Source organism: Indiicoccus explosivorum, from assembly GCF_002167005.1.
Lineage (GTDB): Bacteria > Bacillota > Bacilli > Bacillales_A > Planococcaceae > Indiicoccus > Indiicoccus explosivorum.
Window position 1 is genome coordinate 23,022 of record NZ_NHTN01000023.1, and the last position, 15,573, is coordinate 38,594.

Consider the following 15,573-nt stretch of genomic DNA (forward strand, 5'->3'; position numbering starts at 1 on the left):
AGGTAGAACAGATGCGGCAAGTGCAGATGAGAATTTACGAGAATTCACCGATATTCGTGCAGAACCTGCTTACCAACGCAGAGGGATACCGGAAACACAAGAATCGATGCGGCCCAACTTACTTTAAGCATTTGAAGAATCTGGAAAAGCGGGATTACGCAAATAAAGAAAAACTTGAAGCTCATCAGAACCGTGAACTGCAACAACTCGTGCGATATGCAGCGGAGCATAGCCATTTCTATAAAGAGCTGTACAAAGGCATCGACCTTTCATCCATTCAAACTGTAAATGATCTGAAAAAGCTGCCAATCGTCACGAAAGATCTCGTCCGAAAGAATTGTGAACAATTATACACTATTCCTGAAAGTGAAGCGGTTGTAACAATGACAAGCGGGACATCAGGTGTTCCTCTAAAATTCTTGAATACGAAAGAAAATTTCCAAAAACGGAATGCTCATCTAGATTATTTCAAACTCCAACATGGGGTGATCAGTCTAGAAATGAAACGGGCATCATTCAGTCCGAATAAATTCATACCGCCTAACCAGAAAGCAGATGTTTTTTGGCGGGACAATACAGCAGCTAAACAGCGCCTTTACTCCACGTACTTCTGTCACAGCGATACAGCGAGGCTATTTGCAGCAAATCTGAATTCATATAAACCTGCATCAATAGATGGTCTTCCATCTGCCATCTATGAGGTCGCCCGGTGGATCAATCGGACAGGATTTAAATTATCGTTCCGTCCGATTGCTGTCTTTCCAACTTCTGAAACGCTATACCCTCACTACAGGGATGAAATTGAAAGAGCATTCAATTGTCCAGTCCGTAATCAGTACAGTTCGTCGGAAGGTGCTCCTTTTATTACAGAATGCACCCACGGAAGACTTCATTACCATTTAGATACTGGAGTAATAGAGGATGGACCGGATGGAACAATGCTTATAACGAGCTTCTATACATATGGGACACCATTGATCCGGTATGAAATAGGAGATTCGGTTCGCATGGGAAATCCAAATGAAACTTGTCCGTGCGGCTCGGCCTTGCCGATTGTAGAGCAAATTCAAGGACGGACTAACGAGTATGTCTTATCAAAAAGCGGACGGCGGTATAGTTTCACTCATTTATCTACCACAAATCCAAGACTTGTCGCGCATGTTAGGAAAATGCAGTACATCCAGCGTAGACCAGGAGAAGTACATGCCTTGATCGAGGCGGATTCAGGGAAAGAGTCACTTGCAGTTGCCGTAATGAAAGAAAAGTTGGATTACCTTTTTGGAGATGATATGGATGTAAGCATTGATGTAGTTCCTCGAATTACAAGCCAGGAAAATGGAAAATTCCGGTTGATTATTAATGAAATGGTGTGAGACCGACATATTTAAATAAACGAGGGCGATAGCATGGGAAAAGCGATTTTCACAGTCATGGTGGTTATTGTCCTAACAAAAGTACTCGGATTTTTACGAGACATTTTCCTTGCTTATTTCTATGGAGCTTCAGATATTTCAGATGCTTATTTGATAGCTACGACAATTCCACACGTATTCTTCTCGTTCGTAGCTGCCGGAATTACTGCAAGCTTCATACCTACTTATACCAGAGTGCTAAAGATAGAAGGAGAAGAAGCGGCCCGCAAATTCACTGCGAATTTAATGAATATTGTGTTAATCGGATCAGTGTTTCTGATATCGCTGCTTTTATTGTTTCCTGAGGCGGTAGTGACGCTGTTTGCTTCAGGATTTGAGGACAGAACAATGGAAATTGCTGTTATGTTCACACGTATTTCAGCGATTGGAATCTTATTCACTGCTCTAATGTTCGTTTTCAAGGGGTACCTCGAAGTTCATGAGAAGTACACCGTGACAGCATTGAGCGGCTGGCCATTGAATATTCTAACCATCTTATTTATAGGTCTGAGTTCAATGTATGGACTGTATTTACTTGCTCTCGGAACGGTCGTAGCACTTGCTGCCCAATTCCTTTTTGTTGTCCCTGTCTTAATTAGAATAGGATACAAGCATACCTGGAGAATTTCACTAAGTGATCCCCATATTAAGAAGACATTGGCTCTTGCGGTACCAGTCATCCTTGGTGTTTCAATAAACCAAATCAATGTGCTCGTTGATCGGACACTTGCTTCAAGGATTCTGGAGGGGGGCATTTCGGCAATTACCTACTCTGACAGAGTTGTTCACTTTATCCAAGCGCTTTTCATTACTGCGGTTGTAACTGTTCTGTTCCCAAGGATCACGAAACTTGCCGTAGCGAAAGACCTCGACCAGCTCAAACAGATTTTAGGAAAAGTGATAACTGTTGTTTCCCTGCTTGTCATTCCGTCCACAGTGGGAATTCTCGTGTTTTCGGAAGAAATTGTCCGCTTCCTATTCGGGAGAGGAGAATTTGGCGAAGTGGAAGTTTGGATGACGAGCGGCGCGCTTTTCTTTTATGCGTTCGGCCTCTTAGGAATAGGTTTACGGGAGGTGTTAGTGAATGTCTTTTATTCTTTAGAAGATTCTAAAACACCTATGGTTAACGCATGTTGGACAGTCGGTATCAATATTAGCCTCAACCTCATCCTTTCAATCTTTATGGGCATTAACGGGTTGGCATTGGCGACAAGTATATCAGCTCTGTTCAGCGCAGTTTTTCTCTATAACTCACTGGTTAAGAAAATTGGAAGACTGCATGATTACACATTTCTGCTGGATGTCGGAAAAGCACTTTGCGCAGCGGTCGCCATGGCTTTCGCTGCCAGAGGATCTCATTCATTGATAAACTATGCCGGTGCAGATCTATGGGCGTTAGGAGGAGGAGTAGTAGTGGGTGCGGTTATTTATGGCTCACTATTATCAGTAATGCGCTTGAGTGATATGGCATTCTACAAATCTAAACTCCGTCGGCAAGGCAGAGTTGGTTAATTTGGAAGGAGTTGCTTAATTTGCTGCTTGTTTTCATTTTTCTGACGGTACAGTTGCTCATTTCTTACTTAATAATAGACTTCATCCCGAACCAGGAAGCATATGGTCTCATCATGCTGCTGATAGGGATAACAGCAGTCTCTTTCTATCTATATAGGTCACTCGATCGAGCATGGCTGATAGTGATTTTTACAGGCTTTGTATTAAGGATCACAACTCTTCTTATCGATCTTTATGTTCCGTCAATCACTGTCTTTTCTAGCGGAGCCGATACTGAAATGTTCCACAAATCATCCCTTGCCATAGCAGAGGGAACGCTTCCGATATCCGAAGGAATAACGGCATACGTTCCGTTCCTTTCAATCATTTACTTTCTTGGTGGAGATCAGCGTCCCTTTGCCCAATTTCTTAATATCGTTTTTTGGGTATTTGCTGCAGTCTTTCTGTTGAAATCGATGCAGCGACTGAATGTTGAATTGAAACTGACATATATTGCGTTACTTATCTTTACATTTATGCCGACTGGAATCGTCATGTCGAGCATTTTACTGAGGGAATCCATCATTGTGTTTTTTATTTCAATTTCACTTTACCAATTTATTTGTTGGTTCACCGGGAGTAATATTGGTGCATTTTTACAGGCGGCAGGTTGGGCACTGGCAGCTTCTGTTTTCCATTCCGGAATGATCGGGTTTCTGATTGCTTATCTCCTTGCTTACCAACTTGTGGAAAAACCTATCAAAAGTCAGCGCTCCTCAGCAATTGTATACAGCCTTTTCACGTTGCTCATTTTTTTCATTGTACTCCAGAACGGAGATTTGTTCCTCGGGAAATTCCGAGCTCTTGAGGAAGGAGGAGTTTCAGGAGTTGAGATATCGGCGCGGGGAGGATCAATGTATCTCGAAAACTTAGATGGACTGAATGGCGTAGCTGCTTTGGCTGTAGCACCAATCAAAATGCTGTATTTTTTGCTCTCTCCTATGCCGTTCGATTGGAGAGGATTCGGAGATATGGCAAGTTTCGCATCCGACTCTTCCGTATATCTGTTTCTGATTATCGGAATTATTTGGGGGCTCTGGAATAGCGATATGCCTGTGCGGAATAAACTGTTCCTGTTTTTATTTGTCAGTCTAACTGTGCTGATTTATGCCTACGGGACACAGAATGCGGGGACGGCCATGAGGCATCGGAATAAGATTGTTCCTTTATTCCTTATTGTCTTCGTCCTGACAAACTCTAAGCAGTTTCTCAGTATCCGGCGGCATAGTCGGATTCAAGAAAAAGGGGAGAAATTGGCATGATACTGGATAAGCTGAAAGTGGCTGTCGTTGGACTCGGCTATGTTGGTTTGCCAGTCGCTACTGCATTCGCTAAACGATTTGATGTAATAGGGTTTGACTTGAACAAGAAACGGATTGATTCACTAAAAGCCGGTATTGATTATACGAATGAAGTGATGGAGCAAGATTTAGTGAATTCCCGAATCCGATTTACTACCGTCCCTGCAGATTTATCTGAGGCGGGATTCATTATAGTAGCTGTACCAACTCCAATCGATCTGAATAACCAACCGGATCTTTCTATGTTGATTAAAGCAAGTGAGATTATTGGGAGCCATATGAAGAAAGGATCAGTAATTGTATACGAATCCACTGTTTACCCTGGAGCTACTGAAGAACAGTGTATCCCCATCCTTGAAAGGTTTTCAGGGCTGGAAGCTGGTAACGAGTTTTTTGTTGGTTACTCACCCGAGAGAATTAACCCGGGTGACCGGACTCATACTTTCTCAAAAATACGAAAGGTAGTTTCCGGTCAGAACGAAGCAATCTGTAACTTCATAGCCGATGTTTACGGGACGGTTATCGAAGCCGGAATCTATAAAGCAAAGTCGATTCGAGTGGCGGAAGCTGCGAAAGTGATTGAGAACACACAACGGGATGTTAATATCGCTCTCATGAATGAATTGGCTCTCATCTGCAACAAGCTTGAAATTGATACAGGAGATGTATTAGAGGCAGCCGGAACTAAATGGAACTTTCTGAAGTTTTCACCCGGACTGGTAGGTGGGCACTGTATAGGTGTAGATCCGTACTACTTGACTCACAAAGCGCAGGCGGTAGGACACCATCCGGAAGTCATACTTGCAGGAAGGCGGATAAACGATGGAGTCGGGCGTTACATTGCAAGATCGCTCGTCAAAAAAATGATACAGCAGAACATGCCTGTGCAAGGCACACGGGTCACAGTCCTAGGATTAACCTTCAAAGAAGATGTGCCAGATCTGCGGAATTCAAAAGTGGTGGATGTAATCAGGGAACTTCAAGAGTATGGAGTAGACGTTCAAGTATCGGATGCAATTTCTAAGACGGAAGATGCTGAATCTCAATACGGACTTCGCCTCACTCCATACGAAGATCTCCTTCCGGCGGCAGCGGTAATACTTGCAGTTCCACATCAAGCATACCGCAATGCAGGCTGGAAAGAATTCAACCGTCTGTTAGACGACGGTAAAGGGATTGTCCTAGACATTAAATGTATGCTTGCCCGTCTTGAGAAGCCTGAAAACATTGAGCTCTGGCGACTTTAAGAGGACAAAATGCAAGGGGGCGAGAAAATGAAAGCGAAAATCATCCATGCAGTGACAGTACCGCAAAGCTTAATTCTAATGGAGGGACAGCTTCGGTATTTGAAGGGGAAGGGATATGAGACCCGGGTGATTTGCTCACCTGGACAACTTGCAGCCCAATTCGGCGAGAGAGAACAGACAAAAATTCTACCGCTTCACATGGAAAGAGAGATTTCAATAATGAGGGATATCCAGTCATTTGTTACATGTGTGCAGATTTTGAAAAGAGAACGACCTCAAATCGTTAATGCGGGTACACCTAAGGCAGGGTTGACAGTCATGCTCGCTGCGGCAGCATGTAGAGTACCTATTCGAGTCTATACGATCAGAGGACTCCGTCTGGAAACAACGGATGGAATGAAACGGAAAATTCTCTTAAATGCAGAACGATTGGCTGCCGGAGCTGCTACGCATGTAATTGCGGTATCTGAAAGCATCAAAGAGGAAGTGATAAAACTCGGAATTTGCAACCGTGACAAAATATCGATACTAGGAAAAGGAAGTAGCAATGGATTTGAAATTTCCAGGTTTCAATCTACAGAAGAACTTGATCAGAAGACTTCCGACAAACGGCAACTGTACGGGCTCACGAATAACCACCAAGTAATCGGATTCGTCGGTAGAATGACTAAGGATAAAGGAGTTGAAGATCTCGTATCCGTTTTCTTGAGGCTTTATGAAAAAAACATTCGGCTAAAGCTTCTCCTTGTTGGAGATTATGAAAGCGGTGATCCGATAGCGGACAGTACGAGACAAATTATTGCAGAACATCCTGCTATCATTCATGCGGGTCACCAAACAGATCCTGTACCTTTCTTTAAATTGATGGATATCTTTGTTCTCCTCTCCAAACGTGAAGGTTTTAGCAACGTTTTGATTGAGGCAACTCTTTCGGGAATACCGCCCGTTGCAATGGACGTGACCGGAACAAGAGATACAATTATCCAGGGCAAGACAGGATTCCTCGTCAAAGATGGAGATTTAAGGGAAGCAGAAAATAAAATCGAACAATTATTGAATGATAAGGACCTCAGAAAGCGACTGTCTGATGAAGGAGAAAGTTGGGCAGAAGAACAATTCAGAAATGAAGCTATTTGGGAAGCAATGGATTTATTTTATCAAGATGTGATGGTGGAAATGGAATTAAGCACTAGAAAAATAAAGAGGCACCAAGCTATCCAAGAGAGCAAACCGCGGTTTTGATGAATACCAAATCAGCGAGTGAGGTGTATGCAATGAAAGTACTTGTTACTGGCGGATTAGGGTACATTGGCAGTCATACAGCCGTTGAATTGGAAAGTAGAGGGATTGAATGTGTTCTAACGGATCGGTTTGAGGGAAATGACGAGCGATTAGGGAAAATCAGGAATCTTGTAGGACGGGATATCAAATACAAGAAGTGCGATCTCTTGATACCCAACCAATTGAGGTATCTATTCCGCCACTATCAAATTGATGGTGTCCTTCATTTCGCAGGTCTAAAGTCTGTCGGTGAATCGGTCCAAAATCCTCTAAAATATTACGATTGCAATGTCACTGCTGCTATTAATCTGTTGAAGGTAATGAAAGAAAAAGAGGTAAAGACACTTGTTTTCAGCAGTTCGGCGACAGTATACGGGGATATTACCCAACCGCCGATTCCGGAAGAATCACCCACTGCAGAACAAAATCCGTATGGACGGACAAAGCGGATGATTGAGGAAATTCTTAAAGATTTAGCAGACTCAGATCCGGCTTGGCGGATTGCCATCCTTCGGTACTTCAATCCTGTTGGTGCCCATGAATCAGCTTTAATCGGTGAAAATCCAGAGGGCGTCCCGAATAACTTAATGCCTTATATCGCACAAGTGGCAAGTGGAGTCCGGAATGAATTGAATGTTTTCGGTGGAGACTATGAGACTGTCGATGGAACAGGTGTGAGGGATTTTATTCATGTGATGGATCTGGCAGCAGGACATTCAAAAGCTCTCCGATTTCTTCAAACGAATACCGGACAGCATATTTTTAATCTCGGAACAGGAGTTGGGTATTCCGTTCTAAATATACTCCGGGAATTCGAAGTTGCGAATGGAGTCTCTATTCCTTATCGGGTCACGGACAGACGTCCAGGCGATGTCGCAGCCAGTTTCGCCGACCCGACTAAGGCAGAACAGCTTTTAGGATGGAAAGCAGAAAAAGGTCTTTCAGAAATGTGCAGGGACGCCTGGCGCTGGGAATTAAATAAATCCAGCCGGCAACTGCTTTATCTAGAGAAAACCGCGGATTCTGAAGAGTCAGTGAGCCAAGTAAGGGAGGCAAAAGCGTGAAGATTCGAAGCATGGAATTTTTGGGGGAGAATGTCATGCGAGGGGAATCACTTGCCGGGCACTGGAGAAGACGCTCCTTCTATGAGTGGATAAAGCACTCAATTGAAGTGGGAGTTATCATTTTGACTTCACCCATCACCCTTGCGTTAATTATACTCCTGGGAATATTCGTTGTGCTGGAAAGTCGCGGAGGTGCCTTTTATTGCCAGACAAGAGTTGGGCTGAATGGAAAGCCATTTACGATTTATAAACTTCGATCGATGAGAGCGGACGCTGAAAAAAATGGTGCATGCTGGGCTGAACAGCAGGACTATCGTGTTACACGGGTAGGAAAATTTATAAGAAAGACTAGAATTGATGAGCTTCCGCAGCTCTTAAATGTTTTGAAAGGAGATATGTCGATCATCGGGCCTCGCCCTGAACGGCCGGAGTTCTGTTTTACGTTCGAACGGGATATCCCTCAATTCACTGACAGATTGACGGTGAAACCGGGATTGACAGGGTGGGCGCAAATCAATGGAGGTTATGATCTCAGCCCGAAAGAAAAACTGGAATTCGATCTGTACTATATTCGGCATAGAGGCCCATGGCTTGATTTAAGAATCCTTGCATTGACAGTCATGATTGTGCTGACTGGAAACGGAGCGAGATAGGAGGGGGAACATGAAAATAGTAGTTACAGGGGCAGCCGGATTCATCGGCTTCCATTTATCGAAGCGGCTCCTCAGTGATAAGCATAATGTTATCGGAATTGATAATTTGAATGATTACTATGATCCGGCACTAAAAAAAGCTCGTCTCGAGATATTGGAAGAGCATCAAAACTTTCAGTTCAAAAAGACTGACTTAACTGAAAGGGAAGCGATAGACCGCATTATCAAAAATCATCAGACAGAAGTGGTCATTAATCTTGCAGCTCAGGCTGGCGTGCGTTACAGCATTGAAAATCCCGAGGCTTATATTCAATCAAATTTAGTATGATTTAGTCATGTACTTGAAGCTTGCCGTCGACAAGATGTTAAACATTTGATCTTTGCTTCATCAAGCTCCGTTTATGGAGCAAACGAACATTTGCCTTTTTCAGTGCGAGACAACGTCGACCACCCTATCAGTTTATATGCAGCGACTAAAAAGGCGAATGAACTGATGGCGCACTCTTATAGCAGTCTCTATGGATTGCCTGTGACGGGATTACGGTTCTTTACTGTCTATGGACCTTGGGGCAGACCGGATATGGCATTATTCAAGTTTACAGAGCGGATTTTGAATGGGCTACCGATAGACGTCTATAACAATGGAGAAATGTTGAGGGATTTTACGTACATTGATGATATTGTCGAATCCATCACAAGACTCCTTTTGCAGCCTGCTGTACCGAATTTCGATTGGAATGGAATGCAGCCTGACCCTGGCAGTAGCTTTGCACCCTATCGTATTTTCAATATCGGGAATAACAGTCCTGTCCGGCTATTGGATTTCATTGAAGAAATTGAAACAGTACTTGGAAAAAAAGCCTTAAAAAATTTTCTCCCTCTTCAACCAGGCGATGTACCAGAGACTATAGCAGATGTTGAAGACCTTTATGTAACTACCGGTTTCAGGCCCAATACAGATATACGGATAGGAATAAAGAATTTCATTGAATGGTATTTAAGCTATTACAGTTCCAGCTCCAGGGTTTCAATGGCAATAAAAAAATAGTGGCGGAGGGAACATGATGGCGTTTAAGTGTCTGTTTAGGCTTGATGATATTGCGCCGAATATGCATTGGGAGAATTATGAGCGAATAAAAGAGATTTTCAATAAGTACGAAATTCAACCGATTATCGGAGTGATCCCTGAAAACCGTGATTCAGAACTCTTGGCATATCCTAAAAGGGAAAATCAAGAGTTTTGGCAAGAGATACGCGAACGGAGACAGGCGGGATGGGACATTGCTATCCATGGTTTTCAGCATGTATATGAAACGGAAGATTCCGGAATGCTTGGACTGAATCCGAGAAGCGAATTTGCGGGGTTGAGTTACGACCGGCAGTTAGAGAAGTTGCAGAAGGCGACGAAGATATTTGAGGAGCGACAGATTGCTTATAGCGCTTTTATGGCTCCTTCGCATTCATACGATTTGAATACCTTAAAGGCACTGAAGGATGTGGGAATTCAAATAGTTACAGACGGTTATGCACTCCATCCTTATAGCATGAATAATATACAATTCATCCCGCAGTTGTTTGCAATGCCGAGAAAGATGCCTTTCGGTTTTTATACATTTTGTCTTCATCCTAATATTCTTAACGAATACAATTTTAAAAAAATCGAAAATTTTCTTGAACATCATTCACAATCCGTAGTTAGTTTACCAGGAGCGGTTTCTATGATACGAACTAATCCGGTACACTCCATCAGCAAAAACGTATTCGGTAGTCTGTGGAGATTTTTAAGGACAATTAAGACAAGATGAGATGAGGTTAATAAGGTAAGAAATCTATATATTAGATCATTTTTCACTTTATCTTCGTTTATCATGGAGCTTTTTGTCCGCTTAGAAAATAAAAATTATCAGAGAGAGGATCACCATGTGAAGAAAGTTTTAATAATTTCCTACTATTACGCGCCCGCAAACATTATGGGGGCTGTCAGAGCCAGTAAACTATCGAAGTATCTCGCGAAAGAGGGGATGGATGTAACAGTCATTTGCAGCAGAGATAATAAACTTTTATTTATGCCGGAAACAATAAAAGGAGATGAAATTATAATTCCTGATACAGCCCTTATCAGAAAAATTATTATTGACCACTCAAGAAACTATAAAAGGCTTGCCTCATTTCTTGGTCGGTTTGCGTCACGTATAAGCAGTAATTCTTCTTCCAGCTCGCCGAAAGTTGAGGATTCCGCACAAACTTATCGGCCCTCATTCAAGAAAAAACTGATTCATTTCATTACTTTTTCAGCATCGCTCATTCAAGATGCCGATTTCTGCTTACAGGCTAGGAAAAAATAAACCGGCAAAAACTTGATGGATATACCGCAATACTTTCCACAGCAGGGCCAATTGCCAGTCATTTGACAGCTGCATCTTTTAAGAAAATTAGCCCCGTAATCCGTTGGATTGCAGATTTCAGAGATCCAATAGCTCAGCCGACGAATGGCCATTTAGAGTATTGGATTAACAAAGAAATGGAAAAATGGATCTGCTCAAGAGCAGATGTCGTGACGGCTGTTTCAGAAGGCTACTTAGATAAAATTTGGAATGGTTTAGATATAAACGGGCAAGTAATTACGAACGGATTCGATCAAGAAGACTTGGAGTTTTTAAGCGGAACGACAGACCGAAAGAAGTTCCCGATGGCATATACCGGCGTTACTTATCGGGGAAAACGCGATCTAACACCCATTTTCATGGCTCTTCGCCAATTAATAGATGAAGGGAAAGTTGACGAAGGAAAGATTGCTTTTCGATATGCGGGTAGTGAATCTGAAGATGTCCGGTATCAGGCTGCAAAAGCCGGACTTGCGGATCTTGTTGAATCGAAAGGAATGGTGCCGAGAAAGGAAGCACTCAGACTGCAAGCACTCAGACTGCAAGCCGAGTCGGAACTGCTGGTTGTTGCAACATGGAATGAAGAGCGCCATACAGGTGTGTTACCCGGAAAGTTTCTTGAATATATGATGTTCCGTAAACCAATTGTTGCGGTTGTGAACGGCAAGGTAAATGACAGTGAAATTGGAAGTATGTTGCGTGAGTATGATTTAGGATTCTGTTATGAAGCGGCAAATGATTCACGCGATTTTAGAAAGTTGAAATTATACTTGTATGAACAGTATACCTCTTTTCTTGAAACCGGAGCGATTTTTTTAGGGGGAAATCAGATGAGATTAACAATCACAGTTATCAGAATATCGCAAAACGTTTCATTGGGATTATGTAAGTCATTTAAAATACTTTATAAAAATCAAGAAGACGGTCAGTGTAAACCCGTATTGAAAAAGCTCTTTTATCCAACTTAATGCAGCAGGATTCAGTATCGACAGGTTGAAACGGAGGATCAGTTTCATGAGAAGTCTCTTACTCCCTCGTGCGAAGGAAGAAATTCCGAAATCGGAGCTTCCCCTGATGGCTACAAAAAGAATTATATTTGTAGCCACTGTTTACCAGCACTTACTTAATTTTCATTTACCCTACATGAAGCGATTGAAAGATAACGGCTATGAAGTTTGGGCGGCAGGAGCAAAAGAGAATAAAGCATCCAGTAAACTGGTCAAACTGGGGTATACCTGTTTCGATATCCCAGTGAGCAGGGAGCCTCTTGACTTATGTAATATAAGAGCCTTTTTGGAACTTACAAAGTTATTTAAAAAAGTCGGATTTGATTTGATCCATGTCCACACACCAATAGCATCATTATTGACCAGATTGGCATTCCGAGGAACAACAAATGGTAAAGTCATCTATACAGCCCATGGATTTCATTTCTATAGAGGAGCGCCTTTTAAAAACTGGTTATTGTATTATCCTGTTGAGAGATTGGCCTCTAAGTGGACTGATTATTTGATTACAATCAACGAAGAAGATTACAAGCGGGCACAAAAAATGGGTTATCGTAAAGGAAGTATCCACTTTATTCAGGGTATCGGCGTAGATATACCTCAAACTAATCTTAATAATGAAGAAAAGAAAACGCTTAGACATTCCCTTGGTATTGAAAAAAAGCATATAGTGATTTCTTATGTTGCTGAGTTAAACAAAAACAAAAATCATCATTACTTACTTGAAAATTGGAAAAGCATCAAGCAAACGTGTCCAGAGGCTTATCTTTTAATAATCGGAGAAGGAAGTGAGAGGGGGAAACTGGAAAGTTTCATTAAAAAGGGTTCATTGGAGGACGTAAAATTGTTAGGATACCGGAATGATGTTCAGAAGTTACTTCAAATCACAGATATTATGAGTCTATTGTCATTCAGAGAAGGTCTTCCTAAAAGTGTTATGGAAGCGAAAATGGCGAAACTTCCTTGCATAGTCAGTGACGTAAGAGGACTGCGAGATTTGATAACACATGGAGAAGATGGATACATAGTTCCTCATAAGCAAGGGGAGTTGTTGATTAGTGCTTTTGCCGAACTGATTAAAAACACAGAAACCAGAGCGGTGATGGGAGAGAACGCTTTAACCAATATAAAACCGTACAGAATGGAATCTGTCATCAAAGACTATATGGAGGTCTATGTGGAGGCTTTGAATGGGGACAGTCTGAAATTGGAGACTCGTTGTTACGGTGCAGGTGTAAAATAACATGATTCAGGATGGTGATTGGATGAAGCAGGTCCTACTACTTGGGATCAATGAACGGGCGGGATTGGCGATTTGCAGATCCCTTAGAAGAGGAGGAATTATTGTCAGTGCAGTACGGACGACTAAGCCTTCGAGTGCTGAAAGCAGTAATTGCATAAAAGAAGTATTCGACATTGGAAGTCCCGAAGAGAGTGCTGGCGCATTTTGCAACCGGCTCCTTGAAATTTTACAATTTGAAGAGTATGACCTTCTTATTCCCGTTGATGACGTGGCTTGCAGAATTTGTACTGAATTCAGGAATAAAATAGAGCGGCATGTTAAAATCGCTCTTTCTGACAACGAGAGTATGATGGCAGCACAAAATAAAGGGCTATTGCTTGAAATGTGCAGGGAGATGGATATTCCGTTTCCAGAAACCAACATAATTCAGACCGAAAATGATTTGGCATACTATAAAACATTCAGTAATTTCCCTGTGTACCTTAAGCCGATCACCAATGCTCAATACATAAATGATAAAATTCAAACTTTCAAAGTTGTAAAAGTTGAAACATATGAAGAAATGACGGAGTTTTGTAAAAACGTTATAGATAAGCTTCCGATTCTTGTCCAAAAGCCATGCAAAGGAATAGGCACAGGAGTGCACGTTTTAGTGAAAGAAGGAAAAATTTTATCGATTGTTCAGCAAGTTCGACTTCATGAACCGGTGAATGGGGGTGGGGGAAGTTACCGTATGACTGTCCCTGTCGACCATAAATTAAGGGAGTATACAGAAAAATTGATGGAAATGACTGCGTGGACTGGTGTAGCGATGGTCGAGTTTAAAGGCGACCCGACTACCGAGGAATGGTTCATCATGGAGATTAATGGCCGATTCTGGGGGTCTCTTCCTTTAACAATCTCCGCTGGCTTAAATTATCCTATGTGGCTTTATAACTTGTTTGCAAATTCCATGGAAGTTGAGTCGAATCGGGAACCGACAATTTACATGCGTCAAAGGAATTTAAAAAAAGATGTAGGTTGGCTGCTGGCAAATATTAAAAGAAATCCAAATAAACTTGACACTGTTATAAGATGGCTGGCTGACTTCAAATTTATAATGTATGGAAAGGAAAAATTAGATATAGAGGATTGGAAAGACTTTTTACCAGCAATCCACGATTGGAAAGACTTACTGATGGCCAATCTTAGAAAAACCGGAAATAGAACAATCTAAGTTACAAATATAGTAGAGACCTGCCCATTGAATTATTTTTTACCACGGAAAACTAACTTTAATCCCTATTATACCAGAACTCCTTGAGCAACTTTTTAATTAATGGTGTTTACTTCTCCAAAGCTTTCCATAGTCTTTGCCTTTTGAGCTACCTATCAAACTTCTTCGCTAATCAAATTGAAGCCGTAGACTGGAAAAGATGGCGGGCTTACAGGCTAAGAATAAGGGGGTAGTAATGTTGAAGAAATGGTTATTAGTTTCAGGGATACTGCTCTCTGCGATTACCCTCTTTATTTGGATGAATAATAAATGGCTGGAAGTCAGTAGTTATAGTATTAGCTCCCCTGATATTCCTAAAACGTTCGATGGAGCACGCGTCGTTCAAATTTCCGACTTGCATAATACCGTGTTCGGCAAAAATCATTCGGCTCTTCTAAATAAAACAAAATTTATCGATCCAGATGTCATTTTAATTACTGGCGACATCGTTGACAGCTCACGTTATGACTTGAATGTAATGATAAGTTTGACAGAGAGCCTCTTAGAAATTGCTCCAGTTTACTTCGTGACTGGCAACCAGGAGTTTTTGAAGGGGCGTGCAGAAAAGACTATTTCTGCAATCAAGGCTTCTGGCGTCATTGTGCTGGAGAATGAGATGGTGGAATGGAAACGGGAAGGGGAAAAAATTTATATCGCTGGAATCCATGACCCTCTTGTGGAGAGATCCACATTAGTAAAGAAGTATGTTAAGAAAGCGCTTGCTGATATCCAATTCACAGAAAAATTCACGCTGCTCCTCGCACATCGGCCTGAACTTGTTGTTGTTTACGCAGAAACAGAAGCAGATATTGTATTTTCCGGCCATGCGCACGGTGGCCAAATTAGAATTCCGAAAATCGGAGGAATATTTGCCCCTGGCCAAGGATTCTTTCCAGAATTAACAGAGGGGGTCCACGAATTTGGCAACACTCTTCTCGTCATTAGCCGTGGACTGGGTAACAGCAGTTTTCCGCTGCGCATTAATAATCGCCCTGAGATAGTGGTTGTTATATTGGAACACGGGAAGCAAGCAGAAGGAACAAACTGATGTTTAGAGAGGAAATCCTATTACTGCAGATTTACTGATACGCTTAAAGTTACCACATGATTGTGCCATTACTTTCCTACATTGCGAAAAGTATCGCATCTGTCCCCAAACGAACACCCAACTTTAT

At 42.0% G+C, this 15,573-nt stretch carries 13 protein-coding genes and 1 pseudogene; all 14 read left to right on the plus strand.

Annotated features, from left to right (window positions below; genetic code table 11):
* Positions 1 to 11 precede the first annotated feature (11 nt).
* The 14 genes and pseudogenes from CCE92_RS08175 to CCE92_RS08240 all read left to right on the plus strand — a co-directional run bounded on the left by CCE92_RS08175 (position 12) and on the right by CCE92_RS08240 (position 15,446).
* The gene (locus CCE92_RS08175; RefSeq protein WP_088007037.1) at positions 12 to 1,373 is read left to right on the plus strand and encodes a phenylacetate--CoA ligase family protein; all 1,362 of its coding nucleotides are present in this window, start codon (positions 12 to 14) and stop codon (positions 1,371 to 1,373) included.
* A 33-nt stretch (positions 1,374 to 1,406) separates the two neighbouring features.
* Positions 1,407 to 2,924 (plus strand): murein biosynthesis integral membrane protein MurJ, encoded by a 1,518-nt coding sequence (murJ, locus tag CCE92_RS08180; protein ID WP_088007038.1) that lies wholly within the window; start codon positions 1,407 to 1,409, stop codon positions 2,922 to 2,924.
* 20 nt (positions 2,925 to 2,944) lie between these two features.
* Positions 2,945 to 4,225 (plus strand): phospholipid carrier-dependent glycosyltransferase, encoded by a 1,281-nt coding sequence (locus CCE92_RS08185; RefSeq protein WP_088007039.1) that lies wholly within the window; start codon positions 2,945 to 2,947, stop codon positions 4,223 to 4,225.
* Entirely contained in the window at positions 4,222 to 5,511 is a 1,290-nt protein-coding gene (locus CCE92_RS08190; RefSeq protein ID WP_088007040.1) for a nucleotide sugar dehydrogenase, read from the plus strand. The genes CCE92_RS08185 and CCE92_RS08190 overlap by 4 nt, the downstream gene beginning before the upstream one ends.
* Positions 5,512 to 5,538: 27 nt before the next feature.
* Complete coding sequence (locus CCE92_RS08195; RefSeq protein WP_162287840.1) at positions 5,539 to 6,753, plus strand: glycosyltransferase family 4 protein; 1,215 nt, start codon at positions 5,539 to 5,541, stop codon at positions 6,751 to 6,753.
* Positions 6,754 to 6,785: 32 nt separating this feature from the next.
* A complete protein-coding gene (gene galE / locus CCE92_RS08200; protein WP_088007145.1) occupies positions 6,786 to 7,856 on the plus strand; it encodes a UDP-glucose 4-epimerase GalE in 1,071 nt (356 codons plus the stop codon).
* Between the two features lie 35 nt (positions 7,857 to 7,891).
* Positions 7,892 to 8,509: a sugar transferase gene (locus tag CCE92_RS08205; RefSeq protein ID WP_420913230.1), complete on the plus strand. Its 618-nt coding sequence runs from the start codon at positions 7,892 to 7,894 to the stop codon at positions 8,507 to 8,509.
* Between the two features lie 10 nt (positions 8,510 to 8,519).
* Positions 8,520 to 9,557: pseudogene (locus CCE92_RS08210) on the plus strand (NAD-dependent epimerase).
* Positions 9,558 to 9,570: 13 nt separating this feature from the next.
* A complete protein-coding gene (locus CCE92_RS08215) occupies positions 9,571 to 10,314 on the plus strand; it encodes a DUF2334 domain-containing protein (RefSeq protein WP_088007042.1) in 744 nt (247 codons plus the stop codon).
* A gap of 117 nt (positions 10,315 to 10,431) precedes the next feature.
* The gene (locus CCE92_RS08220; protein ID WP_088007043.1) at positions 10,432 to 10,854 is read left to right on the plus strand and encodes a hypothetical protein; all 423 of its coding nucleotides are present in this window, start codon (positions 10,432 to 10,434) and stop codon (positions 10,852 to 10,854) included.
* A gap of 176 nt (positions 10,855 to 11,030) precedes the next feature.
* Positions 11,031 to 11,861, plus strand: a complete 831-nt coding sequence (locus CCE92_RS08225; protein ID WP_144390992.1) for a glycosyltransferase family protein — start codon at positions 11,031 to 11,033, stop codon at positions 11,859 to 11,861.
* Between the two features lie 46 nt (positions 11,862 to 11,907).
* Positions 11,908 to 13,143, plus strand: a complete 1,236-nt coding sequence (locus CCE92_RS08230; protein ID WP_088007045.1) for a glycosyltransferase family 4 protein — start codon at positions 11,908 to 11,910, stop codon at positions 13,141 to 13,143.
* Position 13,144: 1 nt separating this feature from the next.
* Positions 13,145 to 14,359, plus strand: coding sequence for a carboxylate--amine ligase (locus CCE92_RS08235; RefSeq protein WP_088007046.1), 1,215 nt, complete (start codon positions 13,145 to 13,147; stop codon positions 14,357 to 14,359).
* 238 nt (positions 14,360 to 14,597) lie between these two features.
* Positions 14,598 to 15,446, plus strand: a complete 849-nt coding sequence (locus CCE92_RS08240) for a metallophosphoesterase (RefSeq protein ID WP_088007147.1) — start codon at positions 14,598 to 14,600, stop codon at positions 15,444 to 15,446.
* The last annotated feature ends 127 nt before the right edge of the window (positions 15,447 to 15,573 follow it).

What these genes read in the sequence shown, in the direction of transcription:
- CCE92_RS08195 (WP_162287840.1), top strand. Translation starts at nt 5,539, where the DNA reads ATGAAAGCGAAAATCATCCATGCAGTGACAGTACCGCAAAGCTTAATT.
- murJ (WP_088007038.1), top strand. Translation starts at nt 1,407, where the DNA reads ATGGGAAAAGCGATTTTCACAGTCATGGTGGTTATTGTCCTAACAAAA.
- galE (WP_088007145.1), top strand. Translation starts at nt 6,786, where the DNA reads ATGAAAGTACTTGTTACTGGCGGATTAGGGTACATTGGCAGTCATACA.
- CCE92_RS08230 (WP_088007045.1), top strand. Translation starts at nt 11,908, where the DNA reads ATGAGAAGTCTCTTACTCCCTCGTGCGAAGGAAGAAATTCCGAAATCG.
- CCE92_RS08205 (WP_420913230.1), top strand. Translation starts at nt 7,892, where the DNA reads ATGCGAGGGGAATCACTTGCCGGGCACTGGAGAAGACGCTCCTTCTAT.
- CCE92_RS08235 (WP_088007046.1), top strand. Translation starts at nt 13,145, where the DNA reads ATGATTCAGGATGGTGATTGGATGAAGCAGGTCCTACTACTTGGGATC.
- CCE92_RS08215 (WP_088007042.1), top strand. Translation starts at nt 9,571, where the DNA reads ATGATGGCGTTTAAGTGTCTGTTTAGGCTTGATGATATTGCGCCGAAT.
- CCE92_RS08175 (WP_088007037.1), top strand. Translation starts at nt 12, where the DNA reads ATGCGGCAAGTGCAGATGAGAATTTACGAGAATTCACCGATATTCGTG.
- CCE92_RS08190 (WP_088007040.1), top strand. Translation starts at nt 4,222, where the DNA reads ATGATACTGGATAAGCTGAAAGTGGCTGTCGTTGGACTCGGCTATGTT.
- CCE92_RS08225 (WP_144390992.1), top strand. Translation starts at nt 11,031, where the DNA reads ATGGAAAAATGGATCTGCTCAAGAGCAGATGTCGTGACGGCTGTTTCA.